20 protein-coding genes and 4 tRNA genes are annotated in these 26,124 nt (G+C 66.9%); 10 read left to right on the top strand and 14 right to left on the bottom strand.

Annotated features, from left to right (window positions below; all coding sequences use genetic code 11):
• Positions 1-35: 35 nt before the first annotated feature.
• Positions 36-1,937 (top strand): SurA N-terminal domain-containing protein, encoded by a 1,902-nt coding sequence (locus F466_RS0106910; RefSeq protein ID WP_018993720.1) that lies wholly within the window; start codon positions 36-38, stop codon positions 1,935-1,937.
• Positions 1,938-2,052: 115 nt separating this feature from the next.
• Here the strand turns inward: F466_RS0106910 and F466_RS0106905 are convergent, their stop codons facing one another.
• On the bottom strand, positions 2,053-2,859 hold the full coding sequence (locus tag F466_RS0106905; protein ID WP_018138759.1) for an enoyl-ACP reductase: 807 nt from the start codon (positions 2,857-2,859) through the stop codon (positions 2,053-2,055).
• 252 nt (positions 2,860-3,111) lie between these two features.
• Between F466_RS0106905 and F466_RS0106900 the strand changes: the two genes are divergently transcribed.
• Genes F466_RS0106900 through F466_RS0106885 form a run of 4 tightly spaced genes read left to right on the top strand, consistent with a single transcriptional unit; the run spans position 3,112 to position 9,265 of the window.
• Positions 3,112-4,971, top strand: coding sequence for a peptide-binding protein (locus tag F466_RS0106900; protein WP_018174674.1), 1,860 nt, complete (start codon positions 3,112-3,114; stop codon positions 4,969-4,971).
• Positions 4,972-5,016: 45 nt separating this feature from the next.
• Complete coding sequence (locus tag F466_RS0106895; RefSeq protein WP_018138757.1) at positions 5,017-6,396, top strand: ABC transporter permease; 1,380 nt, start codon at positions 5,017-5,019, stop codon at positions 6,394-6,396.
• A complete protein-coding gene (locus F466_RS0106890) occupies positions 6,389-7,642 on the top strand; it encodes an ABC transporter permease (RefSeq protein WP_018649049.1) in 1,254 nt (417 codons plus the stop codon). The genes F466_RS0106895 and F466_RS0106890 overlap by 8 nt, the downstream gene beginning before the upstream one ends.
• Before the next feature lie 3 nt (positions 7,643-7,645).
• Positions 7,646-9,265, top strand: coding sequence for an ABC transporter ATP-binding protein (locus tag F466_RS0106885; RefSeq protein ID WP_018993719.1), 1,620 nt, complete (start codon positions 7,646-7,648; stop codon positions 9,263-9,265).
• A gap of 22 nt (positions 9,266-9,287) precedes the next feature.
• On the opposite strand, the gene folD is transcribed toward F466_RS0106885, so the two are convergent.
• Positions 9,288-10,151, bottom strand: coding sequence for a bifunctional methylenetetrahydrofolate dehydrogenase/methenyltetrahydrofolate cyclohydrolase FolD (folD, locus tag F466_RS0106880; RefSeq protein ID WP_018860488.1), 864 nt, complete (start codon positions 10,149-10,151; stop codon positions 9,288-9,290).
• Positions 10,152-10,205: 54 nt separating this feature from the next.
• A complete protein-coding gene (locus F466_RS0106875; RefSeq protein ID WP_018993718.1) occupies positions 10,206-11,105 on the bottom strand; it encodes a GGDEF domain-containing protein in 900 nt (299 codons plus the stop codon).
• A 161-nt stretch (positions 11,106-11,266) separates the two neighbouring features.
• Here F466_RS0106875 and F466_RS0106870 point away from each other — a divergent pair.
• The 5 genes from F466_RS0106870 to F466_RS0106850 all read left to right on the top strand — a co-directional run bounded on the left by F466_RS0106870 (position 11,267) and on the right by F466_RS0106850 (position 13,989).
• Positions 11,267-11,343: transfer RNA gene (locus F466_RS0106870), tRNA-Pro, on the top strand.
• A gap of 68 nt (positions 11,344-11,411) precedes the next feature.
• Positions 11,412-11,488, top strand: a tRNA-Arg gene (locus F466_RS0106865).
• 39 nt (positions 11,489-11,527) lie between these two features.
• Positions 11,528-11,603 (top strand) — tRNA-His (locus tag F466_RS0106860).
• Between the two features lie 15 nt (positions 11,604-11,618).
• Positions 11,619-11,694: transfer RNA gene (locus F466_RS0106855), tRNA-Lys, on the top strand.
• 297 nt (positions 11,695-11,991) lie between these two features.
• The gene (locus tag F466_RS0106850; RefSeq protein WP_018993717.1) at positions 11,992-13,989 is read left to right on the top strand and encodes a nucleoside-diphosphate sugar epimerase/dehydratase; all 1,998 of its coding nucleotides are present in this window, start codon (positions 11,992-11,994) and stop codon (positions 13,987-13,989) included.
• Positions 13,990-14,050: 61 nt separating this feature from the next.
• Here F466_RS0106850 and F466_RS0106845 read toward each other — a convergent pair whose 3' ends face one another.
• The 11 genes from F466_RS0106845 to F466_RS0106795 all read right to left on the bottom strand — a co-directional run bounded on the left by F466_RS0106845 (position 14,051) and on the right by F466_RS0106795 (position 26,094).
• Positions 14,051-15,067, bottom strand: a complete 1,017-nt coding sequence (locus F466_RS0106845; protein ID WP_018993716.1) for a glycosyltransferase family 4 protein — start codon at positions 15,065-15,067, stop codon at positions 14,051-14,053.
• A 153-nt stretch (positions 15,068-15,220) separates the two neighbouring features.
• Positions 15,221-16,189 carry a D-2-hydroxyacid dehydrogenase gene (locus tag F466_RS0106840; RefSeq protein ID WP_018993715.1) on the bottom strand — a complete coding sequence of 323 codons (969 nt, stop codon included), beginning with the start codon at positions 16,187-16,189 and terminating at the stop codon, positions 15,221-15,223.
• Positions 16,180-17,031 (bottom strand): aldolase/citrate lyase family protein, encoded by an 852-nt coding sequence (locus tag F466_RS0106835; protein WP_018993714.1) that lies wholly within the window; start codon positions 17,029-17,031, stop codon positions 16,180-16,182. The genes F466_RS0106840 and F466_RS0106835 overlap by 10 nt, the downstream gene beginning before the upstream one ends.
• Positions 17,028-17,678, bottom strand: coding sequence for a sugar transferase (locus F466_RS0106830; RefSeq protein ID WP_018993713.1), 651 nt, complete (start codon positions 17,676-17,678; stop codon positions 17,028-17,030). Before F466_RS0106830 ends, F466_RS0106835 begins: the two co-directional genes overlap by 4 nt.
• Positions 17,675-18,889, bottom strand: coding sequence for a glycosyltransferase family 4 protein (locus F466_RS0106825; protein WP_018993712.1), 1,215 nt, complete (start codon positions 18,887-18,889; stop codon positions 17,675-17,677). Before F466_RS0106825 ends, F466_RS0106830 begins: the two co-directional genes overlap by 4 nt.
• A 183-nt stretch (positions 18,890-19,072) precedes the next feature.
• Positions 19,073-20,362, bottom strand: a complete 1,290-nt coding sequence (gene tviB, locus F466_RS0106820; RefSeq protein WP_018993711.1) for a Vi polysaccharide biosynthesis UDP-N-acetylglucosamine C-6 dehydrogenase TviB — start codon at positions 20,360-20,362, stop codon at positions 19,073-19,075.
• Positions 20,363-20,436: 74 nt separating this feature from the next.
• Positions 20,437-21,783, bottom strand: coding sequence for a glycosyltransferase family 39 protein (locus F466_RS0106815; RefSeq protein ID WP_018993710.1), 1,347 nt, complete (start codon positions 21,781-21,783; stop codon positions 20,437-20,439).
• On the bottom strand, positions 21,780-22,916 hold the full coding sequence (locus F466_RS0106810; RefSeq protein WP_018993709.1) for a glycosyltransferase: 1,137 nt from the start codon (positions 22,914-22,916) through the stop codon (positions 21,780-21,782). Before F466_RS0106810 ends, F466_RS0106815 begins: the two co-directional genes overlap by 4 nt.
• The gene (locus tag F466_RS0106805; RefSeq protein ID WP_018993708.1) at positions 22,913-24,250 is read right to left on the bottom strand and encodes a phenylacetate--CoA ligase family protein; all 1,338 of its coding nucleotides are present in this window, start codon (positions 24,248-24,250) and stop codon (positions 22,913-22,915) included. Before F466_RS0106805 ends, F466_RS0106810 begins: the two co-directional genes overlap by 4 nt.
• Positions 24,251-24,262: 12 nt before the next feature.
• Positions 24,263-24,982 carry a hypothetical protein gene (locus F466_RS0106800; RefSeq protein WP_018138743.1) on the bottom strand — a complete coding sequence of 240 codons (720 nt, stop codon included), beginning with the start codon at positions 24,980-24,982 and terminating at the stop codon, positions 24,263-24,265.
• A gap of 26 nt (positions 24,983-25,008) precedes the next feature.
• Positions 25,009-26,094: a sugar-transfer associated ATP-grasp domain-containing protein gene (locus F466_RS0106795; RefSeq protein ID WP_018993707.1), complete on the bottom strand. Its 1,086-nt coding sequence runs from the start codon at positions 26,092-26,094 to the stop codon at positions 25,009-25,011.
• Positions 26,095-26,124 lie beyond the last annotated feature (30 nt).

The following is a 26,124-nucleotide window of genomic DNA, read 5'->3' as shown; positions in this document are numbered from 1 at the left end:
GCGTCGGGGCGACCCCGGAGCACGCAGAGACCACCATGCTGCAAGCAATTCGCGACCGGGCGAGCGGCTGGCTCGCCTATGTGATTATCGGCCTGATTACCATCCCCTTTGCTGTCTGGGGGCTTGGGGAATATTTCGGTGGCTCCGGCCCGCTCGTCGCGGCCGAGGTCAACGGGACCGATATTCAGGTGCGTGACGTGCACAACGAGGCGCGCGCACAGCGGGACCAGATGGCCCGCATGTTCGGTGGCCAGATCCCGGATGACCTGCTCGACGAGGAGGGCATCCGCATGCAGGCGCTGGAGACCCTGATTCGCCAGGAACTGCTGCGCCAGGCAGCCGATTCGGCGGGCTTCAAGGCCGCAGGGGACAGCATCTTGCGCGAGATTCGCGGGATGCCGGTGTTCCAGGAAGGTGGCCAGTTCAGTCGCGAGCGCTATGCCCAGTTGCTCAATGCCCAGCGCCTGAGCCCGTCGGACTTCGAGCGCGACATCGGCCGGTCGATCATCCTGTCGCAGCTCCAGGGTGGCATCCAGGCCACCGGCTTCCCGGCCGATGCAGTGGTGGACGACTTCAGCCGCTTGCGCAACCAGACGCGTGTGGCCAGCTGGCGCGTCTTCCCGGTCGATGACTTCGACCAGCCGGACGTGGTCGACGACGAGGCGATCGAGGCCTATTACGAGGCCAACCAGGACGATTTCACCACCGAAGAGCGCGTGCGCATCGCCTACCTGCAGCTCGACCCCGAGTCCCTGGAAGACGCGGTGGATGTGTCCGAGGACGATATTCGCCAGCACTACGAGGTGAACCGCAGCCGCTACGAAGAACCGGAGCTGCGTGCGGTGCGCCAGATCCGGATTCAGGACACCGGCGAGGAAGGCGAGGCGAAGATCAACGAATTGCGCGATCGCCTGGACGACGGCGAGGACTTTTCCGAGCTGGCCGAAGCGTATTCCGAGGACAGCCTCAGTGCCGACCGAGGCGGCAGCCTTGGCGAGATCGCCCGGGGCGACCTGGATCGCACGCTCGAGACCATCATCTTTACACTGCCCGAGGGGCTGATCAGCCGCCCGGTGCGTACCGACCGGGGCTGGTTCATCCTCGAGGTGACCTCGATTCAGGAGGCCCGCCCGCAACCGTTCGAGGACGTGCGGGACGAGGTTGAACGCGATCTGCGCGACCGCAGCGCCGAACAGATGCAGATCGACGCCCTGGATGACCTGATGGGACAGGCCGCCGAATATCCGGACAGCCTGGAGCCGGCCGCCGAGGCGACCCGTCTGGAGATCCAGACCAGCGACTGGTTTACCCGCGGCTCCGGCGACGGTATCGCTCAGCACCGTTCGATCCGCAATGCGGCCTTCGATCCCCGCGTGCTGGAGGATGGTCACAACAGCGAGGCGATCGACCTGCAGGATGGTTCGACCATCGTGCTGCGCATCGAGGAGCACGAGCCGTCCGAGGTCCGTCCGCTGGCCGAGGTCGAGGACGAGATCCGCGAGCGTCTGCGGCGGGAGGCGGCCGCCGATGCCGCCCGCGAAGCGGGTGAGGAGCTGATCGCACGGCTGCGCGACGCCGACGACTGGGCGGATGCCATCGAGGACGACGACGCCTGGCAGATGGAGCGCGAGGTGCGCCGGGATTCGCCGGTAGATGGCGATAACGGCGTGCCCGGTGGCTTGCAGCAGCACCTGTTCCGCCTGTCGGCTCCGGGCGAGGACGCCGTCGAGATCAGCGGCACGAGGCTGGGGAGTGGCGACTTTGCCGTCGCGATCCTGCATGAAGTCCGGCTGGACGAGCAGGAGGCGGACGAGGCGATGCGCCAGCAGGCCCGCGAGCTGATGCGCAATGCCTATGCCAGCGCCGAGTTCCGCGCCTATCTGGCCTGGCTGGAGTCCGAGGCGGATATCAAGCGTTATCCGGAGAACCTGGACTAGTCGCGCCCAGCGGGCGGTTCACCGGAACCGCCGAACGTAAAAAGGCCCGGTCCGCGAAAGCGGGCCGGGCCTTTTTCGTGGGTCGCGTACCCCGCCAGCCGGCCGGGGCGGGAGCTTAACTGTCCTTGTCGAGTCCGATCTCGGCGGCGCCCAGGCCGACGGTGTTGTAGCCCGAGTCGACGTACATCACCTCGCCGGTGATGCCGGAGGCCAGGTCGGAGCAGAGGAAGGCCCCGGCATTGCCGACCTGCTCGGTGGTCACGTTGCGGCGCAGCGGCGCGTTCGCCTCGACGTGGTCGAGGATGCGCTTGAATTCGCCGATGCCCGAGGCGGCCAGCGTGCGGATCGGGCCGGCGGAGATCGCATTCACGCGCGTGGTTTCCGGGCCCAGGGTGTAGGCGAGATAGCGGACATTGGCCTCGAGGCTGGCCTTGGCCAGGCCCATCACGTTGTAGTTGGGCATGGAGCGTTCGGCGCCGAGGTAGCTCAGGGTCAGGATGGAGGCGTCGCGGTCCTTCATCATGCCGCGTCCGGCCTTGGCCAGGGCCGCGAGGCTGTAGGAGCTGACGTCGTGGGCGATGCGGAAGCCGTCGCGGGTCATGTTGTCGAGGAAGTCGCCGTCCAGTTGCTCCTTCGGGGCGAAGGCGACCGAGTGCACCAGGATATCGACGCCATCCCAGTAGTCGTCCAGGCGCTCGAAGACCTGTTCGATCTCGCGGTCGTCCTCGACGTTGCAGGGCACGAGGATGTCGGAGTCGAAATCGGCGACCAGCTTCTCCACACGGTCGCGCAGCCGCTCGTTCTGATAGGTGAACGCGAGCTCGGCGCCCTCGCGATGCATGGCCGACGCAATGCCGTAGGCGATGGAGCGGTTACTGGCTACGCCGACAATCAGCGCGCGCTTGCCCTTCAGAAAACCCATGTGAATCTCCTTGAATCTGGTTCGTGCCGGCGCCCTTGAAAAGGACCGCCCCGTGGCGGCCGGACCGGGCGGGAACCCAGTGCCGACGCGACTGTCTCGGGATCATACCGATGTGCCGCGGGTCGGGCCAGCAAGAATGGGACAACGCCGGTGAGACCGGCTGACGGGATTGCTATAGTGCGCGAAGTGCGGTCTGCATCGGTTGTCCCTGGGGGAGTGCGGACGTCGGTGCCACTCAAGAGCGGAGGCCTTGTGAGTCGTCATTTTGGTTGGATTGTCACCCTGATCGTGCTGGGCATCCTGCTGTTGCTGGTCATGGTGCAGGTGGATCGCCAGTGGCAGCGCATGGCCGCCATGCAGAACATGATGAGCGAGCAGGCGCGCGACCTGCGCGCTCTCCGCCGCAGTCTGCAGAGCCTGGAATCGGATCTGGCCGAGGGACGTTTTGCGACCGGCGACGGCGAACGCGCACCTCGGGTTACGGAAGTGCCCTCGGCATTCGAGCGGGCGGCCGAGGTGGCGGGGCGCGAGGATTACGCGGAGGGCGACTGGCTGGTGCAGGCCTTCGGTACCGGGCTGGCGACGATCACGCCCTACGTCTCAAGCGACGCCTATGCCTCCGAGGTCCAGAACTACGTTCTGGAGTCGCTGGTGCAACGCCATCCGGAGACACTGGAATGGCAGGGCCTGCTGGCCGCGTCCTGGGACTTCGATGAATCCGGTCAGGAGCTGACCTTCCAGCTGCGCTCGGGCCTGCAGTTCTCCGACGGAGAGCCGCTGACTGCCGAGGATGTGGAGTTCACCTTCAACTTCCTGATGACCGATGCAATTGCGGTGCCGCGCGCGCGGGCGTTTCTGGAGAAGGTCGAGAAGGTGGAAGCGGTGGACGAGCGCACCGTCGTATTTACCTTCGAGGAACCGTACTTCGACGCCCTGCGAGTCGCCGGTGGCCTGGATGTCCTGCCGAAGCATTTCTACGAGCGCTATCTTGACGAGCCCGAGACCTTCAACGAGTCGCGCGGGATCCTGCTGGGTTCCGGCCCCTACCGGCTAGAGGACCCGACCGGCTGGACGCCGGATGCCGGGCGGATCGAACTGGAGCGCAATCCGCGCTACTGGGGGCCGGTGGAGCCCTCGTTCGACCGGCTCGTCTGGCGCGTGATCCAGAATGACTCGGCGCGCCTGACGACCTTTCGCAACCGCGATATCGATGTCTACGGCGCCCGGCCGCGCGAATATGCCCGGTTGCGTGATGACGAGGCCCTGCGCGAGCGGGCGGATACCCATGAGTACATGAGCCCCACCGCCGGGTATTCCTACATCGGCTGGAACCAGAAGCGCAATGGCGAGCCGACCCGCTTTGCCGATCCCCGTGTGCGCCGGGCGATGAGCTATCTGACGGATGTCGATCGCCTGATCGAGCAGGTGATGCTGGGGTATGCCGAGCGCGCGATCAGCCCGTTCAGCCCGCGCAGTGACCAGCACAACCCCGACCTCGAGCACATCCCCTTTGACGTCGATCGCGCGCTGGAGCTGCTGGCCGAGGCCGGCTACTCCGAGAAGAACCGCGACGGGGTGCTGGTCAACGAGGAGGGTGAGCCGTTCTCGTTCGACCTCGTGTACTTCCAGGACAACGAGGACACCCGCCGCATCGCCTTGTTCCTGCGCGATCTGTACGCGCGCGCAGGGGTCCATATGCGGCCGCAGCCGACCGAGTGGTCGGTGATGCTGGAGAAGCTCAGCCGCCAGGACTTCGATGCCATTACCCTGGGCTGGACCAGCGGCGTGGAGGTGGATATCTACCAGATGTTCCACTCCAGTCAGACGGTCTCAGGTGGTGACAACTTCATCAACTACGAAAACCCCGAGCTGGATGCCGTGATCGAGGCCGCGCGCGGCGAGGTGGACGAGGACGCGCGCATGGAACACTGGCGCGAGGCCGAGCGGATTCTGGTGGAGGATCAGCCGTATACCTTCCTGATGCGGCGCCAGACCCTCGCCTTCATCGACCGACGCATCCAGAACCTGGAGCAGACGGCGCTCGGCCTGAACCTCGGGTTTGTGCCGGTGGAGATCTACGTCCCGTTCGACCAGCAGCGGTACGGGCAGTAGCCGCATGCCAACCGGGGCCGGAGTGCCAGAGAACCCGCGCACGCCATGCTGACCTACATCCTGCGCCGCCTGATGCTGATGGTGCCGACGCTGTTCGGCATCACGATCGTGGTCTTTGCCGTGATGGCGGCCGCGCCCGGTGGCATCAGCGCGCTGACCCTGATCGAGGGGCAGGGCCTGGAGCCGCAGGCGCAAAAGGCGATGGAGGAGTACTACAACCGCCTCTATGGCCTGGACCAGCCACCGCCGGTGCAGTACGGGCGCTGGTTGAACAACATCTCGCCGGTCGGCTTTGCCCAGGATGAGGACGGCTCGCTGACCGGCTGGCCCAAGCTGAAGGCCCCCAATCTCGGAACCAGCTTTCGCTTTGGCCGGCCGGTGTCCGACCTGATTGCCGAACGTCTGCCGATCACCCTGCTGTTGAATGTGCTGTCGATACCACTGATCTACATCGTGGCGGTGGCTGTCGGGGTGCGGGCGGCCACCCAGCAGGGACAGGCCTTCGATTCCCAGTCCGGGGTGGTGCTGCTGGCCCTGTGGTCGGTGCCCACGATGCTGGCGGGCGTTCTGCTGATCGGTTTCTTCGCCTCCGATCAGTTCTGGCAATGGTTCCCGACCGGGGGGTTGAGCCAGCGTGCGGCGCTGGACATGACCTTCCTGCCAACGGTGGAGGTGGCCTGGGCCATACCGCTGCTGCTGGTGCTGCCGTTTCTGGGGGCGGCGCTCGGCATTTATCTGGCGCGCTACCTGCCGGCGCTGATCCGGGGCGGGCTCGGTGCGGCTGTCGGGGCCTTCTGCGGCTGGCTGATGTTCAGTGACCTGGCGCCTGCGGGCTGGATCAGCACGACGGTTGCCATGGCGATCGGTGTGGTGCTGGGCTGGCTGATGGCGCACAGTGACTGGGGCGTGCTGCGTGGCTTCTACCTGGGCACGGTGGGCCTGGCCGCGGGGTTCGCGATAGCGCTGGGCCTGGCGCCGGGCAGCATGGTCCCGGGTTTCCTGCTCGATCGCGCCTGGCACCTGGTGCTGCCGGTGCTGTGCCTGTCCTATGGGGGGCTCGCCTTCCTGGCCAAACTCTCGCGTTCGTCGGTGCTGGAAAACCTGAACTCGGACTACGCCCGCACCGCGCGTGCCAAGGGCGTGCCCGAGCACGAGGTGCTGTGGCGGCATGTGTTCCGCAACAGTCTGTTACCGCTGATCACCGTCTCGGCCACCCTGCTGCCGTCGCTGCTGGCCGGCTCGGTGATCGTGGAGGCAATCTTCTCGATCGACGGGATGGGCAAGCTCGCGGTGGAGGCGGTGCAGACCCGCGACCGTGAACTGGTGCTGTCGATCACCCTGATCTCCGGCGTGCTGACCCTGGTTGGCTATCTACTGGCGGACCTGGCCTATGCCATTGTCGACCCGCGGGTGAGCTATGACTGAGTCGGTGCAGCAGGTCGAGGGCCGTCGCAGCCGCTCCTGGGCACGCCGCGTGGTCGGAGAGGTACTGCTGCGCTGGGGGGCGCGGCTGGGGATCGGCTGGATCGCGCTGCTGACGCTGGTCGCGATCCTGGCGCCCGTGCTGGCCAGCTCGCACCCGCTGCTGGTACAGACGGCGGACGGCTGGTCCATGCCCTTTCTGCGCTACCTGACCGCGGCGGATGTCACGCTGTTCGGGATGCTGGTACTGGCGGGCGTGTTCTGGCTGTTGCCCGGCCGGCCCTGGCGGCGCTTTGTGCTCTGGGGGGTGCTGAGTGCGATTCTGGGGGCGGTGGCCTGGCAGACGGTCTCGTCCCCCTCGCTGGTGATCTACGAGCAGTACCGCGAGGCCGAGGCGCAGGGCGAATACCAGACCGTGATCCGGGCGCCGATCCCGTATTCGCCGCGCGACTACCTGCGGGATTACGCGGACACCGGGCTCGAGGCCCCGCGCGAGGCCCCCGATCGCGTGCACTGGTTCGGTACCGACGACAATGGCGCGGATGCCCTTTCGCGCATGATCCATGCCTCGCGCATCGCCCTGTCCATCGGCTTCATCGCCACCGGGATCGCACTGGGGATCGGGGTGATCCTGGGCGGGTTGATGGGCTATTTCTCGGGAATCGTGGACATCATCGGCATGCGCCTGGTGGAGATCTTCGAGGCCATCCCGACGCTGTTCCTGCTGCTGACCTTTGTCGCCTTCTTCGGGCGATCGCTGTACCTGATGATGCTGATCATCGGCCTGACGTCGTGGTCCGGCTATGCGCGCTATGTGCGCGCGGAGTTCCTGCGCCTGCGCCAGCAGGACTTCGTGCAGGGGGCGATCGCCTCCGGGCTGTCGCTGCCCTCGATCCTGTTCCGCCATATGCTGCCGAACGGGATCGCGCCGATCCTGGTGGCGGCCAGCTTTGGCGTGGCCTCCGCGATCCTCGCCGAGGCCACGCTGTCGTTCCTGGGCCTGGGGCTGGTGGACGAGCCCTCCTGGGGGCAGATGCTGAACCAGGCGGTGCAGAGCTCGACCTTCAATTGGTGGATGGCGGCCTTCCCGGGGGGCGCGATCTTCCTGACCGTGTTTGCCTACAACCTGATTGGCGAGGCCCTGCGCGATGCGGTGGATCCGCACTCGCGCTCGGCTGCCAAGGCGGCCAGCCATGCCGCGCCAGCCCGCCCGGCCGCCTCGGGCGCCACCAGCGGGGGGGTGCGCTAGGCCATGCTCGAGGTACGCAACCTCCGCATTCGGCATCGCGACAGCGAGGCACCGCTGGTCGAGGACATCAGCTTCTCGATCCGCGCGGGCGAGCTGTTCGCGCTGGTGGGCGAGTCGGGGTCCGGCAAGTCGATCACCGCGCTGGCGATCATGCGGCTGCTGGACGGGGGCTTCGAGCCTTCCACGGGGGAGGTCTGGCTGGCCGGCCACGGCACTCGTCAGGAACTGCTGGGCCTGCCGGACCGCGTGATGCAGCAGGTCCGTGGGGACCGGGTAGGCATGATCTTCCAGGAGCCGATGACTTCGCTGAATCCGGTGCTGACCGTGGGCGACCAGATCGACGAGGTCCTGCGCCTGCACCGTCCGCAGATGACCCCGGCCGAGCGCGAGGCGCGGGTGCTTGAAGTGCTGCGCGAGGTCCAGCTTCCGAACCCGGAACAGCGGCGTCACGACTATCCGCACAAGCTCTCCGGGGGTCAACGTCAGCGCGTGATGATCGCGATGGCGCTGGTGGCGGAGCCGGATCTGCTGATTGCCGACGAGCCGACCACCGCGCTGGACGTGACCATCCAGGCCGAGATCCTGAAGCTGATCGATCAGCTGCGCGAGAAGAACGGGATGGCCGTGCTGCTGATCACTCATGACTTCGGCGTGGTCGCCTCGGTGGCGGATCGCGTGGCGGTCATGCACAAGGGCCGGCTGGTGGAGCAGGGCGAGTGTCATCCCTTGTTACGCGATCCACAGGATGCTTACACACGCAAGCTGATCGGGGCGCTGCCGGAGAATCTGCCCGCCTTACCCTCCGTGCCGGGGGCCGGGCGCGAGACACTACTGGACGTGCGCGATCTGCAGGTGCACTTCCCGGTGCTGAAGGGCCTGATGCGCCGTCAGGTGGATGTCGTGCGTGCAGTGGACGGCGTGTCGTTTCAGCTCGAAAACGGCGAGGTGCTGGCCGTCGTGGGGGAGTCCGGCTGCGGCAAGACCACACTGGGCCGCGCCATCCTGCGCCTGATCGAACCCACCGGCGGCGAGATCCGCTATCGCGACCAGCCGCTGACCGGGATGCCGCGCAAGCCCTTGCGGCGGCTGCGCCGTCATTTGCAGGTGGTATTCCAGGACCCGGCCTCGTCGCTGAACCCACGCCTGAATGTGATGACCCTGCTGACCGAACCGATGGCCGTCCACGGGATCGGCGAGGATCAGGAAGATCGCATCGAACGTGCCCGGGCGACCCTGGACCAGGTCGCGCTGCCGCCGGATACGCTGTGGCGCTATCCGCACGAGTTCTCGGGCGGTCAGCGTCAGCGTATCGGCATCGCCCGGGCCCTGGTGCTGGACCCGGACGTGATTATCTGCGACGAGGTGACCAGTGCGCTGGATGTCTCGGTGCAGGCGGAGGTCCTGCAGATCCTCGGACGGCTGCGGGTCGAGCGCCGCCTGGCGCTGATCTTTATCACCCACGACATGGGCGTGGTCGAGTATTTTTCCGACCGCATGCTGGTGATGCACGATGGCCGCATGGAGGAGATCGGCAACACCGCCGAGGTGCTGGCCAATCCGCGTGCCGATTACACCCGGCACCTGCTGGAGGCCGTCCCCCGGGTCTCGCGCTACGTGCAGTAACCTGCGCCGAGTCGGAGGGCGCTTAACTCGCCTCGTGGGTGCCGAAGGCGCGGGCGCGCAGGGTGTTGTCCAGCAGCATCGCCACGGTCATCGGCCCGACCCCGCCGGGGACCGGCGTAATCCAGTCAGCCTTTTCCGCAGCCGCATCGAACTCCACATCACCGCACAGGGTGCCGTCCTCGCGGCGGTTGATGCCAATGTCGATCACCGTGGCCCCGGGCTTGACCCAGTCGCCCTTGACTAGGCCCGGCTTGCCGGCCGCCGCGATCAGGATGTCGGACTGGCGCGCGATACCCGCGGTATCCGGTGTGAAGCGGTGGCAGATGGTCGGGGTCGCGCCGGCCAGCAGGAGTTCCAGCGCCATCGGGCGGCCCACGATATTGGAGGCGCCGATCACGCAGGCGGTGCGGCCCTTGAACGGTTCGTCCAGGTGGCGCAGCAGCTGGATCACGCCCCAGGGGGTGCAGGGACGCAGGCGCGGGATCCGGGCGACGAGCCGGCCGACGTTGTAGGGGTGGAACCCGTCGACGTCCTTGGCGGGCGAGATGCGCTCGATCACCGTCTCCGGATCGATATGGCTGGGCAGGGGGAGCTGCACCAGGATGCCGTCGATGGTGCGGTCGGCATTGAGCTGATCGATCAGGGCCAGCAGATCGGTTTGCGGTGTGCCCGAGGGCAGATCATAGGAGTGCGAGACCACGCCCACCTGTTCGCAGGCCTTGCGCTTGTTGCGCACATAGACCTGGGAGGCGGGATCGGAACCGACCAGCACCACGGCCAGACCCGGCGGACGCAGGTCGCGGGCGGTCATGGATTCGATCTCGGTGGCAATGCGGGCGCGATGGGTCTGAGCAATCGCGCGGCCGTCGATGAGCTGGGCGGTCATGGGAGGCTCTGTCTCGGAAACTGGCCGCGATCATCCCACGCGCGCGGGAGCGCCTCAAGCCGAGCCGTTTGCGCGGAGATCAGATGCTGCCGCCAGGCTGGCACGCTCCTGCCCTGGTTCACAGCGATTACGACCGCCGGCCTTGGCACGGTAGAGGGCATCGTCCGCCCGCTGGATCAGGAAATCCGCGTTGTCGCGGGAGTCGGGCGCTGTATCGAGACTGGCGGTCCCCACCGAAACCGTTACGTACAGTTCGTCCGGGGCGCAGGGCGGTACATGTTCATGGCCCTTGAGTACGACCGGAGTCCGGGCGATCTCGTTGCGCAGCTTCTCGGCCAGTTGCAGCGCAGCATCCAGGTGGGTGTGTGGGGCGATGACGACGAATTCCTCGCCGCCGAAGCGTGCTGCCAGGTCTACGCGGCGCAGGTTTTGCTGCAGGCGCAGGGCGATCGACTGGAGGATGTAGTCGCCCGCCAAGTGCCCCAGGCGGTCGTTGATGGCCTTGAAATGGTCGATGTCCAGCATTATCACCGATAGTGGCTGGCCGTAGCGCCGCGCACGCGCGACTTCGTCGTCCAGGCGCCGGTCCATTTGGCGGCGGTTGCACAGGCCGGTCAGGGGGTCGGTAATCGACTCGTGCTCGAGTCGGGTGATGCGGCGGATACTCTCGACCGAGCTGTAGGACAGACGCACCACGCTGCAGACGAAACAGCCCCCGAGGAGGAAGATGATCGGCACCAGCAGGTCGGGGATGGCCTGGTACATCCCCCAGTTCAGCGGGATGTACCCGAGATAGCCGAGGGTGAAGACGGGGATCAGCAGGAACATCAGCAGCCAGCCCGTACGGACGCGGCTCTCTGGCAGCTCGCGCAGCAGGCGGGCGAGGTTCCACTGGGCATAGATCAGCCCCGCTGCACCCAGCACGATGGCCCCGTTGGCGATCCAGTTGAGCATCTCCCTGTCCCCCGCGCGCAATCCCAGCTTGCGTGCGTCAACGTACCACGGAAACGTGTATGAAAGAACAACGTTTCTAACCCCTTGTACCTTGACCGCGGGCGGTGGCAGCGCTACCATCCTGCGCTCGCTGTGTAGGCCCTTTAGCGGGGACGGCTCGACGGGGTATAGCGCAGTCTGGTAGCGCGCCTGCTTTGGGAGCAGGATGTCGGGGGTTCGAATCCCTCTACCCCGACCACCCCTCCCGGCCAATGGTTTGCAGGCAGGCTCGAGATCAGGCGTGGCACCTCGACGTTCGGCGGTAACGCGCTCGTAGCTCAACCGGATAGAGCATCGGCCTTCTAAGCCGACGGTTGCAGGTTCGAGTCCTGCCGGGCGCGCCAGAGCCGCCCTGTGGCAGTTGCCTGGACAGTGACACGGTGGTGACCGTAGCTCAGTTGGTAGAGTCCCGGATTGTGACTCCGGTTGTCGTGGGTTCGAGTCCCATCGGTCACCCCATCCCCTTTTTCTTGGGGGCCGTTAGCTCAATTGGTAGAGCAGTGGACTCTTAATCCATTGGTTGTAGGTTCGATTCCTACACGGCCCACCATCTCCAAGTCTGACCTTCCGCGTTTGGTCCGTATTTTGTGTTCCCTCGGGCGGTCTCGTCTGTTTGGGTCCGGCTGTGCCTGTCGGTGCTGACCCGCACTCGATTGTCGGGTGTATCGGGCGGTATTCGGTCAACCTTTTTCGGCTGATTTCGTAGCGATCTACCGACAGCGTGATTTCCCCCCCAATTAGCCTGCCATTCAGGTGCTAGCCTCCCCACACGTTTGCGGTGCAAGGCGAGCCGAAAGGTTCGGCAAGTACACCGCGCCCGGTTGCTGACACATTGGAGGCCTGAATCATGGCGGTACTGGATCGTAGTCTGGAGAACTTGCTGCGACTGCCGCGCGGCAAGAAGCAGGGATTGATGGTGCTGGCGGACATCGTAATGCTGCCGCTGGCGCTGTGGCTGGCCTTTGTGATTCGCACGGGACAGCCGCTGCCGCCCATGATGGTCGAGGCCTGGTGGCTGTTTGCCCTGGTCCCGGCGGTTGGTGTGCTGGTGTTTGCGCGCCTCGGCCTGTATCGAACGGTCGTGCGTTTCATGGGGGCCCGGGCGGTACGTGCGGTGATCGTCGGGGTCTCCGCGCTGGCGCTGATGATCTGGGCCTCCGCCGAGCTGACGCAGACGCCCGGATTCTTCGGGGCGGTCGCGGTGAACTTCGCCCTGCTGGCCTTTGCCCTGGTGGCGGCGGGCCGATTTGCGGTGCGCAGCTGGTACCAGGCCGTGTCCGATGCGCGTACCGGCAGTGAGCGCGTGGTCATCTTTGGCGCCGGCGAGGCAGGAGTTCAGCTGGCCTCCGGGCTGCAGTCCAGCGGGCGTTTCCGGGTGATGGCCTTCATCGACGAGGACCCGGCGGTCCAGGGCCGCTCGATCGATGACATCCCGGTCTGTGGCCGCGAATCCCTGGGTACTCTGGTGGAGCAGTGTGGCGTGGGCCGGGTGTTGCTGGCGGTGCCGTCGGCGAGCCGTGCCGACCGCCGGCGCATCCTCGAATGGCTGGAGCCCTATCCGCTGCATGTGCAGTCGGTGCCCTCGCTGGAGGCAGTCGTCTCGGGCCGGGCCCCGCTGGATCAGCTGGAGGACCTGGATGTCGCCGACCTGCTGGGCCGCGATCCGGTGCCGCCCAACGAGGCCCTGCTGGCGCGGAGCATTCGCGGACGCGTGGTGATGGTCACCGGGGCCGGGGGTTCTATTGGTTCGGAGCTCTGCCGCCGCATCCTCAGTCTCGAGCCGGCCGCCCTGGTACTGTTCGAGCGTAACGAGTTCGCGCTCTACCGGATCGAACAGGAGATCACGCAGCGCCGGTCGTCCATGCAGTCGGGTGTCGAGGTGCACGCGGTGCTGGGCTCGGTCGCCAACCAGGCGCGAGTCGAAGAGGTCCTGCACCAGTATGGCGTGCAGACGCTCTACCACGCGGCGGCCTACAAGCATGTGCCGCTGGTCGAGGGCAATCTGCTGGAAGGCCTGCGCAACAACAGCCTGGGTACCGCCGTGGTGGCCGATGCGGCGATCGCGGCCGGCGTCGAGCGCTTTATCCTGGTGAGCACGGACAAGGCTGTGCGGCCCACGAATGTGATGGGCGCGAGCAAGCGCCTGGCCGAGATGGTGCTGCAGGACCGCGCACGCCGTCAGAACACAACGGTGTTCAGCATGGTGCGCTTTGGCAACGTCCTGGGTTCTTCCGGATCCGTTGTGCCCCTGTTCCATCGCCAGATTCGCGAAGGCGGGCCGGTCACGGTGACTCACCCGGAGATTACCCGCTACTTCATGTCGATCCCGGAGGCCGCCGAGCTGGTGATTCAGGCCGGGGCGATGGCGCAGGGGGGCGAGGTCTATGTGCTCGACATGGGCGAACCCGTGCGCATCATCGACCTGGCCCGGCGCATGATCCGTCTGCATGGCCATCAGGTCCGGGAGGACGAGGCCGAAGGGGAAGGCATCGCCATCACCTGTACCGGCCTGCGTCCCGGCGAGAAACTCTACGAGGAACTGCTGATCGGGGATAACGTGGAAGAGACCCCGCACAGCAAGATTATGCGTGCACGCGAAACCTGTGCGGAGCCGGCGGTTCTCGCCCGCGCCCTGCGCACGCTGGAGAAGGCCGACCGCGAGCGCAATGCCCAGGCCGCGTTCGAGGTGCTTCGCGAGATCGTCGATGGTTACGAGCCGGGCCGCGACGAAGAGGCCACGCATAGTACCCCCGCACCGGTCGGTCGGCCCCGTCCGGCTCCGGCCCCGACCGTGCGTCCGGCGGCAGTCGCCTATGCACGGGTGGCCGATTCGGTTCCACGCTAGGGCAAGCGAAGCCCTCTGGAGGAGGGGAGGATGATCCGGGTTTCCCTGGGCGAAACCCGGATCAGTCGCGTCCGGCGCGCAGGGCGATGGCCAGCAGGAGCAGGGGCAGGTAGCCGATCACGACACCGGCGGCACCCGGTAGCTGGTTGGCAACGACCAGGACCGCAATGGGGAGTAACCAAAGCAGGTTGATCGCGGCGACACCCAGGGCCACCGGGATATGGGACCCGAACCGGTGGGCGGCATGCTGGTAGGCATGGCTGCGATGGGCCTCGTAGACCCGCATTCCCCGAAACAGGCGTACGGCCAGTGTCGTGGTGGCGTCGACAATGAACACGCCCAGCAGGATCAGCCAGGCGGCCAGGAAGTTCGTGTCCAGCCCCGCTGCTTGCATCGACAGCAGACCCAGCAGCAATCCGAGTGTGCCACTCCCGACATCCCCCATGAAGATCCGCGCCCGCGGAAAGTTCCAGACGAGGAATCCCGTACTTGCCGCGGCCAGCAGCGCCGGCAGCCACCATGCGTGCGCATCCCCCCACCCAAAGAGCAGGCCGGCCATGGCCAGACAGGCCGTGATCGCCTGAATGCCGGCCAGACCGTCGATGCCGTCCATGAAGTTGTAGAGGTTCAGCAGCCAGACAACGTAGAAAAGCGCGAGTATATGGCCGATCCATCCGGCGTCGATTTGGACACCGGCAATCGCCACGGGTGGCAGCCCGCCCAGCCAGGCCAGGCCCCAGGAGGCCGCAAGAAAATGCACCAGCAGTCGCCAGCGTGCGGCCAGGTGACCGTGGTCGTCCAGCCAGCCGACCCAGGCGACGGCGCCCGCAGCCCCGATCAGGGCGGCGGCGGTCGGCAGGTCGACCCAGCCGATCCCGGCGGAGAGCAGGATTCCGAGCAGAAAGACCAGTACCAGTGCCAGGCCGGCACCGCGTGGTGTGGGGGTCTGGTGAGAGCTGCGTGCGCCGGGGATGTCGACCAGCTGCTGCGCCAGGGCGTAGCGGCGAATCCAGCCCGTGATTACCACCACCAGCGCGAAGGCGGTCAGCAATCCGATGGTCTCGATCACGTAAGGCATCCCCCATGGGTCCCGGCTGGCGGCCCCGGGCAGGCAATCGGATTGATGCCGCCCCGGGCCGGATGCCGCGCATTGTGGGGGAAGGGGAGATGGGACTCCAGCGCTTGGCTGGTAGCCGTCGAGCCAGGAACCGTCGAGCTGGTAACCGCCGACCTAGTAACCAGCGACCGGGTCGAGCGGAGTCACCGGGGGCTCGCCTTGCGCCATCGCGCGGGCATTGCGGATGAAGATCTCCAGCGCACGTTCCATATAGTGCGGCGAGGTGCCCGAGACATGGGGTGTGACGAGGACGTTCTCCCGGTTCCACAGCGGTGACTGGGCGTGAAGAGGCTGCTGCTCGAAGACATCCACCGCCGCACCGCGCAGGCGTCCGGCATCCAGCGCCCGGATCAGCGCCTGCTGATCCACAACGCCGCCGCGCGAGATGTCCACCAGCACGGCCCCCGGCTGGAGCCGCTGGAACTGGGCTTCGCCGATCCGGTGCCGGGTGTCCCGGGTAAGCGGCAGGCATACGATCAGGTCGTCCACCTCCGGCAGGCGGTCCTCCACGCTATCCAGGGCAATGACCTCGTCGGCGCAGTCATGGGGGCGCGGGTTGCGCTGGACACCGATCACGCGCATGTCGAACGCCCGGGCCCGGCGCGCCACCTGGGTACCGATATGCCCCATGCCAAGCACCATGGCGGTGCGCCCGGTCAGCTCCCCGAGCCAGCAGCGCTCCCAGCGCTTCTCGCGGCTTTGTGCGTTGAAGCGGTCGAAGTGCTTGGCGAAATAGAGCATGGCCCCGATCGCATACTCGCTCATCGGGGCGCCGTGGACGCCACTGCTCTTGGTCATCAGCAGGCCGTCCTTGGGGAATGGCATGTCCCAGATCTTCTCGACCCCGGCGGACAGAAAGTGCACCCAGTCATAGCGCGACAGGCGGTCCAGGGCGTCGGGCAGCCAGGGCAGGGTGGGGGCGATCACGGCATCGACCTCAAGCCCCTCGGGGATGGCCTCGGGCTGGCCGGCGAAGGTCAGCGTGGTGCCGGGCAACGCCTGCTGCAGGCGGGCCTCGATCGTGTCCTGCTGCTTCTCCAGAACCTCCGGTTTCTGCAGGAACAGGGTGTGGCTCAGGCGCATGCACGGCTCCGGTTGTGCATGCGGGCCGCCAGCCGGAAGATGCGGGTGCGGACCTCGTCGCGGTTCTTCAGCAGTGCTTCCGCGGGGGCTGCGCGAAACTGCTGTTCCGCGGCCTGTAGCCGCTCCAGCTCGCCGCGCAGGCGCGCCGTCCCGGTGGCCGGGTCTTCCTGGCTGACCACCTCGCGGAAGGCGCGCGAAAGGATGACCCATTCGGATCCAAGGCGCACGTGTTCGCCCAGGATGGACTCGGCCGGGACCTCGCCCTTGCCCACCGCGCCGACACCCCCGAACCCGAACGCGATGCCCGCCTCGCGGCACAGGGCGGCCGGCACCTCCAGCATGCCGCCGGCCAGCGGTTCGAACAGGAAATCGAGCCCGGACGCCAGGCTGAGATCGTTCAGGCCGATATGAATCTGGTCCTGTGGCCCGAGCAGGGGCAGGTAGGACGGCAGTCGGATCAGGGCCTGCGGGGTCTCGACCAGCAGGGTCACCGGCACCTGTCCGCCGACGGCGTCGAGAAAATGCTGCACCTCGTCGATGCGGGTGAACATCGGCAGCATCAGCCGGTCGGCGCCGGCCTCGATCGCCTGACGGACCTCGGAGGGCGTTTGTGGTGCCGGCGGATTGATGCGGACCATCAGCTCTGCGCTCGTGAGCACGCTGGAGATGCGCCGGACATCGTCGAGCGTGTGGCGCGCCTTGTGGGTATCCAGATGGCCCTGGCGTTCGGCCTTCCCGCGGGTCTCCATGTCGACAAAGATCCGTGCGATCCCCGCTGCCTCGGCCTGCCGGGCCACATCGGCGGAGGCCGTAATGAACATGTGTTTCAGGGTGGAAGTCATTCCATGTTCCCTTGCTGTCGGTTACGCAACGAATCGCGATAGGTACGCCAGTTGATCCCGGCCTCGCCGTAGATCCCCTGGCCGGTCAGGACGACGTAGACCGTCTTGATGATGAGCCCCAGGTCGTACAGCAGGTTGTGCTGCGCGGCGTATTCGGTGTCGGCCTCGAGCTGCTGGATCCAGCCCAGCGTGCGGCGACCGCGGACCTGGGCCAGTCCGGTCAGGCCGGGACGCACCGAAAACCGGGAGGCGTAGGAGGGGGGCACGACCTCTACCTGTTCCGGCAGGATCGGGCGGGGACCGACCACGCTCATGTCGCCGCGCAGGATGTTCCACAGCTGCGGCAGTTCGTCGAGACTGGTCGCCCGCAGCCAGCGCCCTACGCGGGTAATGCGCGGGTCGACCCCGGTGCTGACCACCTGTTCCTGGTGCTGGTCGATCGCGTCCGGATCGCGATCCACCATGGTGCGGAACTTCAGTACCCGAAACGGCTGTCCGTTGAAGCCGATGCGTCGCTGGCGGAAGAGGATCGACCCGGAGCTGTCGAGGCGAATCGCAATGGCGATCAGCAGCAGCAACGGGGCCAGCACGAGCAGCACCGCCATGCTGGACAGGATGTCGAACAGGCGTTTGAGGGTGGCGTTCATGCGAGCTCCATCGTTCGAAGAATGACGCGGTTGACCTGCCCCACCTCGTACTTTGCCTCCACCCGATCGCGCGAGGCCCGGGCCATGCGGGGCAGCAGCTCAGGGTGGTCGAGGAGCCTCTGCATGGCATCCGCCAGGGGCGCGGAGGTCCGGGGCGGGACGAGGAGGCCGTTCTCGCCGTCGACGACGGTCTCGCGGCAGCCCGGGGCATCTGTGGTGATAATCGGGCGGCCCACGCTCATCGCCTCCAGCACCGAACGCGGGGTGCCTTCGCGGTAGGAGGGCAGGACGAACACGGAGGCCTTCTGAAGCCAGGGTCGAACATCGGCCACACCACCGACGAACTCGACAATGCCCTCGCGCTTCCAGGCCTCGACCTGCTCCGCCGAGATCGTGTGCGGCAGGTCCGGGTTATGGGGGCCGACCACCACGAAGCGGGCATTGGGGTGTTGCGCGTGAACCTGGCGCGCGGCCTCCACGAACTCGAGGATGCCTTTCTCGGTGAGCAGACGGCCGACAAACAGGAACAGCGGGTCGCCTTCGGGAAGGGGATGCTGGGCGAAGCGGTCCACGTCCACCCCGGATCCGTTAATGCGAACGACTCGCTCGGTATCCGGCAGCACACCCCGATCGAGAAAATCCTGGAGGTCATCCGGGTTCTGGAAGAACACTCGATCGCAGCGGGCCAGCGCCTGGCGATACAGGCCGGAACTGATCGTGCGCAGGATGCGCGTGCGCCAGGACTCGGTGGTAAAGGCATGCCCGAGACCGGTAATCATCGCGTAGACCCGCGGGACCCCGGCCCAGCGGGCGGCCAGAGAACCGTACACCACGGGCTTCACGGTATAGCTGAACACGGCCTCCGGTCGCAGGCGCCGCATCAGCTGGGTCAGGGCGAAGGTCGTGCGCAGGTCTTCAATCGGGTTGACACCGGTACGGCCCAGGTCGAACGGGTAGATCGGGATGCCCAGCTCCTCGACCTCGGGCAGGTAGTCCTTGCGCGGGACGGCGGCGGCCACCGTTTGGCCGCGGCGGCGGATCTCGCGGATCAGGTCCCCGCGGTTGGCGATCAGCGATCGGGCATTGGCCGCCACGATCAGGAGATCGATCCCGCTGTGTTCCCGCGACTCGCTTTCCCGGTCGGCCTGTGCCGTGCTGGTGGCATCCCCGCGCAGGGTGGTGGCCACCCTGCGGTGCTCGGTGTTCTGCATGTCTGTTGCTCCTGTTCCCAAGAGGTGCCGGGTGGTCTCCGCCTACGCTGGAGAGGTCTCTCGGAAGTCCTTGTGCATGGGTACAAAAGGTAAACAGGACAATGATTTATCGCTATGTTTCGGGGTGCTCAAAGTGTGCGAGACACCCCGAAAAGGCAGACCGGCTCAAGGGGGATGGCCGGTTTATAGACGCAGGTCACTCGCCTCGGGTGGGAGGACGGATTTCACGTCGAAGATGACCGCGCGCTCGCGCCCGAACTTCTGCAGGCCCTGGGCCCCGAGTTCGACGAACTCGTGGTGCGGGACCGCAAGGATGATGGCGTCGTACTCGCCCTGCTTCGGCGACTCGCTCAGCAGGTCCAGGCCATACTCGTGACGGGCCTCGGCGGTATCCACCCAGGGGTCCCAGACATCGACTTCGGCGTTGTAGCCGTGCAGGTCATGGATGATGTCCACGACGCGCGTATTGCGCAGATCCGGGCAGTTCTCCTTGAACGCCAGTCCCATCACTAGGACGCGCGATCCCACGACCGGGAATCCCTTGCGGATCATGGCCTTGATCGTGCGGTCCGCGATGTAGCCGCCCATGCCGTCGTTGGTGCGGCGTCCGGCAAGGATCATCTCCGGGTGGTAGTTGGCGGCCTGTGCCTTGTGCGTCAGGTAGTACGGGTCGACGCCGATGCAGTGCCCGCCCACCAGGCCGGGTCGAAACGGCAGGAAGTTCCACTTGGTCCCGGCTGCGGCCAGCACGGCCTCGGTATCGAGGTCGAGTCGTTCGAACAGCATCGCGAGTTCGTTGATCAGCGCGATATTCACGTCGCGCTGGGTGTTCTCGATCACCTTGGCCGCCTCGGCCACGCGAATGCTGGGGGCCGGATGGGTGCCGGCACGGATGATGCGGGCGTACAGCGCGTTGACGAAGGTCGCGACCTCGGGGGTCGAGCCCGAGGTGACCTTGACGATATCGGGGATGCGATGTTCCTTGTCGCCGGGGTTGACCCGCTCCGGGCTGTAGCCGAGGAAGAAATCCTGGTTCAGTTCCAGGCCGGATTCGCGGGCCAGCACCGGGGCACAGTCTTCCTCGGTCGCGCCGGGGTAGACGGTGGACTCGTAGATCACCACGTCCCCTGGTTTAAGGGCGCGACCCACCGTGCGGCTGGCCGCCAGCAGCGGGCCCAGGTCCGGGCGCCGGTGGGCATCGATCGGGGTGGGCACCGTCACGATGAACACGTTGCAGTCCTGCAGTCGCTCCAGGTCGGCGGTCAGTTCCAGATGCTCGGCGGCGGCGAGTTCCTCGCGGGAGACCTCGCGTGTGCGGTCGTGTCCCTCGCGCAGTTCCTCGACGCGGCCCGTATCGATATCGAAGCCCAGCGTGGGCAGGACCCGTCCGAACTCGGCTGCCAGGGGCAGGCCGACATAACCCAGACCAATTATGGCCAGACGCGGGGCGTCCGGTGCCGCAAATTCCGCCATCTTCCAATCTCCTGTGTGAATGTTGGTAATGGCCCCGGGAACGGGGCAGGTGCGCGCGCGTCGCGCGCGGCCGATCAGGGCGCGGCACGCCGCGGTTGCGGCAACTCCGCGCCGGAAGTCTCCGGTGGGTCCGTGGTGCTGTTCGGGCCTGACGAGCGACTGGCGCCAAGGCGTCGCAGTCGTTCCCAGCGCCACAGGCGGCGCCCGGCCAGGCCCGCCGCCAGGGCGATCAGGATCCCGAGGAACTTGGCGCGATGGCGGGCAGCGGTCCCGAAGTTGCTGGTGCCCCAGGCGAAGATGATCGCCAGCACGATGAACACCACGACCAGCACGCGGAAGTCCGAGCGATGCCACCAGTGCCGGCGATACACCGCCAGCAGCAGGACCAGCGCCAGATAGAACAGACCCTCTGCCATGCCGATCAGATGGACGGGCGAGCGCACCTCCCACAGCGGAGGGCCGAACAGCAAATAGCCCACCCGGACCGGGGTCAGGAGCAGTGCCTGTAGGTCATTGGACGGGATCAAAAAGGACGGGTAGGCCGCCCCGCCGCGGGCGCTGCGCTCGGCCCGCTGGTCCAGCGTCTCGGTCTGTTCCATCACGTCGCCCAGCTGCCCGATCGACGAGAAGCGCATCTCGTCCATCACCACGAATCCGAGGACCCCGGCTGTGCCGAGCAGCATGCCGCCGAGCAGCAGGCCGGGGCGCAGGTGGCCCAGATCCGAGCCGCGCAGGAATTCCTTGATCGACCAGCCGACCAGCACGACCGCGATGCCCGCGATCGCAAACACCGCCGCGCCATGCACGACCGCCGCACCCAGCAGGACCCCGACGGCGGCCACCAGGAAACCGGTGCGCTGACTCTGAACCCAGCGCACCAGCCAGAGCACGCCCAGCAGGAAGAAGGCGGTGAACCAGACCTCGCGTAGTGGCACGGCCGCGTTCACGATCAGGATCGGGAACAAAGCAGCGATCCAGGCCGCACGCACGGCGGCCTGGCGGTCCCAGAGCTGCTCGGCGATGCGCGCAATCAGATAGACCGTCAGCATGCCCAGGGCGATGTTCACGGCCTGGAAGGCCAGGGGGGCGCGGTCGGCACATGCGTAGACGTTCGCGATCAGCCAGCTGTGCAGGTACGAGCTGCCCATGCTGAAGTGGTCGCCGAGATTGCCGCAGCCACTCTGGGCCCAGAACCAGGCCCGGCGCTCGAAGCTGATCGCATCGGCTCCACCCTGAGGCAGGGGAAACAGGAAGCGCTGTACCAGCGCCGCCCCGATGCGGGCCAGCAGGGCCGCCAACAGCGGCCACAGATAGCCCTCGCGTCTTGCCCCGGTCCACAGCACGGCGACCAGCACCACCATCAGGAAGCTGGCCGACAGGAGCAGCTCCATCGTCGTGAACGGGATCGAGGTGTAGCTCATGGCGAGACGGGCGCGGTATCGACCATCGCATCCTGGAACAGGGTCTGGTAGTGCGCGGCCACGGCCTCGAGGGCGTAATGCGATTCCATGCGTGCGCGCGCCTCGTCGCCCAGTTCGCGCAGGCGTTCACGGCCCTGGCCGATGGCCCGGGCAATGGCGTCGGCCAGATCCAGCGGCTCGGGGCTTGTGGCGACAAAGCCGGTGGACCCGACCACGCGGGCGGCATCACCGATATCCGTTACCACGGCTGGTCTGCCGCAGGCCATGGCCTCGCCCACGACATTGGGGAAGCCTTCGCCCCAGCGCGAGGGCAGCACTAGCAGGTCCAGGCCCGGGTAGAGGGCCTCGGGTTCGGGGGTGGGCGGCAGCAGCGTGACATGCCGGTCCATTCCGTGTTCGCGGATGGCCCGGTCCAGCGGGTTGTCATCCGCGGATACCCCGGTGCCTACCATTACGCAGTGAACGTCGGCTCCACCCCGGACCAGATGCGCCAGCGCGGCCACCAGTCCGGCATGGTTCTTCATCGGGTGAGCGCGTCCGACCATGCCCAGCAGCCAGGTATCCGCGCCAATACCCAGTTGGGTGCGCAGCCCGGGGGCGGCGTCCGGTGCCGGATGGAAGCGCGCCAGATCAAAGCCGTTGGGCAGGACCACGCGGCGATCCGCGGAGAATCCCAGTGCCTCGTGCTGGGCGGCCGCGGTTGCGCTGTTGTAGACGATGCGGGTCGGATACCGCGACAGCCAGGCGCCGCTGCGGATCACCCAGCGGGTCCCGCGTTTCTCGTGCGCCAGGTCATGCACCGAGTGGCGCACGTTCCAGAACACCGGTCCCTGATGCCCGAGGCGTCGGGTCAGCGAGGCCGCCAGATTGCCGTGGTACATCCAGCCCATCACGCCATCGGGCTGATAGGCGGCCAGCGCGCGGCGCAGGGCGACAATCCACCCCGTGGAGAGCGGGTTGCGCAGTCGTCCGGTATAGACCGGGATGCCCTGCGCGCGGATGTCGCCGGCCATCACGCCGGGCTCCTTGAGCGCGAACACGGCGCCGGCGTCCGGTGCCGCGTGCAGCAGGTTGCCCAGCTGGCGCTCCGCGCCGCCCTGGCCGAGCCCGTTGATCACGTGCAGGATCTTCACTGCCGGTTCTCCTGCAACTCGCTGATCACATGCAGGTGCTTGCCGCTGGGCGATGGCGGGATCTCGTTTACACGATCAATATCCAGGCGTGTGCCCGCGCCGAGTTGCTCGCGGATCTCGGGCGCCAGACGTGCCTGCAGGCGCTGTTCGCGTTCTCCCTGCGGGGCACGGTCGATGGGGATCAGGCGCAGGCGGATATGATCTGCCGCGTGCTGGACCCACTGGTACTGTCCGATCCAGTCTTCCGGGTACAGCAACTGGCGCAGCCACCCGCCGAACACGACGGCACCGTTGGCGCCGCGGATGTGGTCGGTCACGCGTCCCCATACCCCCTCCAGCAGCGGCCATTCCCGGCCGCAATCGCAGGTCTGGCCGGACCAGCTGGCCAGGTCGCCGATTGCATAGCGCAACAGGGGCATGCTGTGGTTCGTCAGCGAGGTGACCACGACCCGCCCGGGGGTTCCGGGTGGCGTCGGACGGCCGTCGTCGTCGAGGATCTCCAGGTACTGGGTCAGCGGATTCACGTGCAGCCCGCGGTGGTGCTCGCATTCGCAGGCGATGTCCCCAACCTCGCGCGAGCCGTAGCGGTTGAACACGGGGGCATCGAATGCCTTCTCGATGGTCTCGCGCATATCGGGAAAGAGGGTGCCGGCCGAGCTCAGGACACTGCCGATACCCGGCACACGGACCCCCCGGCGCAGGGCGTGCCGGGCGAGTTCGTGGCCACTCTCCGCGTAGATCTGCAACTGTCTGGGCGGTGCGGCGCGCAGCTGCTCGAGGTGCGCGTCCATCGTCTCCGGATCCATGCGGTAGGCGTTCAGCAGGGTGCGATTCTTCAGGCGTTCGGCGAGGCGGCGGGTGCCCCGGGGTGCGGTCAGGTCGCGCGAAGCCGCCCACAGCACGGCCTTGGGCTGACCCGGGCGGTAGCCGGTCCAGCCGTCGAACAGGGCCTTGGTGGCGCGACCCCAGCGGCGATAGGCGGTGTCCTGGTAGAACGTGGCGGGCTCGCCGGTGGAGCCCCCCGAGGTGTTGCGCCGCAGCCCGGGGCGGGGTTGCTGTGCGCACAGGCGCTCGCCTTCGCGACGGATGGTGTCCTTGTCGAGGATGGGCAGCGACAGCAGCGTGGCCAGCGGATCGGCGGCGATGGTGTCCGCATCTGGCAGGATTTCGCGGTAGTACGGCACGTCGTCGCGCGCCTGTACCAGCAGGCTTGCGAGCCGCTCGGCCTGCAGGCGCTGCAAGGCGGGCAGGGACAGCCGCTCGGCACGGCGCAGCGCGGCATATTCGCGCGGGCCGGAGAGCCAGGGGAGGAGGGCACCAAAGGCCAGGGACATGACGGTTGTGCCTCAGGCGCTGGCGGTGCGCGTCGAGCGCAGGCTGGAGCGCGCCCGGCGGGCCAGCTCCAGGAACGGACCCAGACGCGAGTACTGGATCGTGCGTCGCGACTCGCGCGAGAAGCGGCAGGGCTGGCAGTGACCACAGGGCTGTCCGAGGATCGGCGAATGACAGAACCACGACTGTTCGAGCAGCGGCAGGAAGCCCTTGGCCTCGGCGTCGTACTTCATCGCCTCCTTCGTCACCGACAGCAACGGGAAGCGGTAGTACTGGAACAGCTCCCAGGCGAAGTCGTCCTCGCGGAAGCGGAAGTCCCCGTACTGCGGGTTGCGGAACAGACGTTCCTGCAACTCGGTGCCGGCCTCGTGGCCGGTGAGCGACAGTTCCAGGTCGCGCAGGACTTCCTGTTCGCACAGGCGGGCGAGCCAGTCGTACTGGGTACCCACATGCACCTCGCTCGCCAGGCGCTGGTAGAGCTCGGTGATGTTCGGGTCCTCGAGGATGTCGCTGCGCAGATAGACACGAACCGGCGCTACGCGCCCGCGGGCCTCCGCCCGCGCCTCGATGCCCGCGCGGATATTGGCCATGGCCCGGAGCTCGTACACATAGGATTTCCGGCGCGGGTCCAGCACGTAGATTGGCTGCACCTTGCGGTTGCGATAAAGCGCCAGGTCCAGCAGGCGGTAGCTGGAGTCCCAGCCACCGGTCCACAGCAGTTTGATCGTGTTCATGTCGTTCTCCTGATGGCAGTGGCGGATCAACGCGGATAGCCGCGCGGGACCGAGGGCAGCAAGGGTCCGAAGCAGGACTCGTTGCGCGACCAGGCCACCTGCTCCGCATTCCACTCGAGGATTACGGGCTCGCTGTTGGCCTGAATGCAGACGTCCCAGCCAATGAAGCGCAGATAGGGGATGCGGCGATGGGCGTTCAGGCACAGCTCGCGTACCGCCCCGAAGTTGGGGATCCGGCAGTCCTTCACGTCCACGCCGCTGTCCGGGTGGACCGAGCCGATGCTGACGCAGACCGGGTCGCGCAGATGGCCGTCCAGCCAGCCCTCGCCATCGACACCGACGAAGTAACCACCGGTGGAGACGTTGTCGGTGCGCTGCCCCTCGCGGCCCAGGCGGAGGAAATGGTTCAGGATGCGCAGCTCGCCGGATTCCGGATCGAGGAAGGTCAGAACCCGCAGCGTATTGACCGAGCTGGCGTTGATCCGCGCGATATCCGGATGCTGCTCGATCAGGGGCTGTACGATGCAGTTTCCGGGGACCTTGCCGAGTTCCTCGGCCACCTGTTCGGCGGTGGTGAAGGTCACGCCGAGGCCCTGGCGACCCTCGTCGGGCTTGATCACATAGCTCTTGCCGGACTCGAGTCGGGAGAGGGCGGTTTCCAGTGGTTCCGGCGTCCCCTGGGCATCCAGGTACTGGCCGCCCACGCGCACGAAGACCGGGGGCACGACGCTGTCCGGGAACAGGCGCGAATCCATGGTCTTGAGCCCGCTCAGGCGGCGGATGTCCTGCCGGTTCCAGAGCGGGTTCAGGGACTCGGTGTAGTAGTCGTCGCCGATCCATCCCTCGACAAACTCGCGCCGCACCTCGGTGTAGGCGGCCAGCCACGGCCACCAGGACTCGCTCCCGTAGGTGTCGGTCGCATAGCGCTTGATCCGCTGCAGGACCGGGCGCGTGACCGCGGACTCGCCGTGGGCGCGGATCAGCTTCTCGCGCCACTGGATGGCGATCTTGCGCGACTTTTGCAGGTGGCGCAGATGGACCGCGCGCGCAATGGTGCGGGCGATGCGGCCGCTGTTCTTGATCTGCAGCGGCTGGGATTGAACGTGCGTCACGGGCAACTCCTCGTGTGGTGTCGGCATGGC

It is taken from the genome of Thioalkalivibrio sp. ALgr1, from assembly GCF_000378285.1.
Taxonomy (GTDB): Bacteria; Pseudomonadota; Gammaproteobacteria; order Ectothiorhodospirales; family Ectothiorhodospiraceae; genus Thioalkalivibrio.
Note: the sequence above shows the minus strand (reverse complement) of the source record. Positions and strands in the feature narration are given on the sequence as shown.

What these genes read in the sequence shown, in the direction of transcription:
- F466_RS0106815 (WP_018993710.1), bottom strand. Translation starts at nt 21,783, where the DNA reads ATGAGCTACACCTCGATCCCGTTCACGACGATGGAGCTGCTCCTGTCG.
- tviB (WP_018993711.1), bottom strand. Translation starts at nt 20,362, where the DNA reads ATGGCGGAATTTGCGGCACCGGACGCCCCGCGTCTGGCCATAATTGGT.
- F466_RS0106800 (WP_018138743.1), bottom strand. Translation starts at nt 24,982, where the DNA reads ATGAACACGATCAAACTGCTGTGGACCGGTGGCTGGGACTCCAGCTAC.
- F466_RS0106910 (WP_018993720.1), top strand. Translation starts at nt 36, where the DNA reads ATGCTGCAAGCAATTCGCGACCGGGCGAGCGGCTGGCTCGCCTATGTG.
- folD (WP_018860488.1), bottom strand. Translation starts at nt 10,151, where the DNA reads ATGACCGCCCAGCTCATCGACGGCCGCGCGATTGCTCAGACCCATCGC.
- F466_RS0106840 (WP_018993715.1), bottom strand. Translation starts at nt 16,189, where the DNA reads ATGCGCCTGAGCCACACCCTGTTCCTGCAGAAACCGGAGGTTCTGGAG.
- F466_RS0106890 (WP_018649049.1), top strand. Translation starts at nt 6,389, where the DNA reads ATGACTGAGTCGGTGCAGCAGGTCGAGGGCCGTCGCAGCCGCTCCTGG.
- F466_RS0106885 (WP_018993719.1), top strand. Translation starts at nt 7,646, where the DNA reads ATGCTCGAGGTACGCAACCTCCGCATTCGGCATCGCGACAGCGAGGCA.
- F466_RS0106830 (WP_018993713.1), bottom strand. Translation starts at nt 17,678, where the DNA reads ATGAACGCCACCCTCAAACGCCTGTTCGACATCCTGTCCAGCATGGCG.
- F466_RS0106875 (WP_018993718.1), bottom strand. Translation starts at nt 11,105, where the DNA reads ATGCTCAACTGGATCGCCAACGGGGCCATCGTGCTGGGTGCAGCGGGG.
- F466_RS0106895 (WP_018138757.1), top strand. Translation starts at nt 5,017, where the DNA reads ATGCTGACCTACATCCTGCGCCGCCTGATGCTGATGGTGCCGACGCTG.
- F466_RS0106835 (WP_018993714.1), bottom strand. Translation starts at nt 17,031, where the DNA reads ATGACTTCCACCCTGAAACACATGTTCATTACGGCCTCCGCCGATGTG.
- F466_RS0106905 (WP_018138759.1), bottom strand. Translation starts at nt 2,859, where the DNA reads ATGGGTTTTCTGAAGGGCAAGCGCGCGCTGATTGTCGGCGTAGCCAGT.
- F466_RS0106850 (WP_018993717.1), top strand. Translation starts at nt 11,992, where the DNA reads ATGGCGGTACTGGATCGTAGTCTGGAGAACTTGCTGCGACTGCCGCGC.
- F466_RS0106805 (WP_018993708.1), bottom strand. Translation starts at nt 24,250, where the DNA reads ATGTCCCTGGCCTTTGGTGCCCTCCTCCCCTGGCTCTCCGGCCCGCGC.
- F466_RS0106845 (WP_018993716.1), bottom strand. Translation starts at nt 15,067, where the DNA reads ATGCCTTACGTGATCGAGACCATCGGATTGCTGACCGCCTTCGCGCTG.
- F466_RS0106825 (WP_018993712.1), bottom strand. Translation starts at nt 18,889, where the DNA reads ATGCAGAACACCGAGCACCGCAGGGTGGCCACCACCCTGCGCGGGGAT.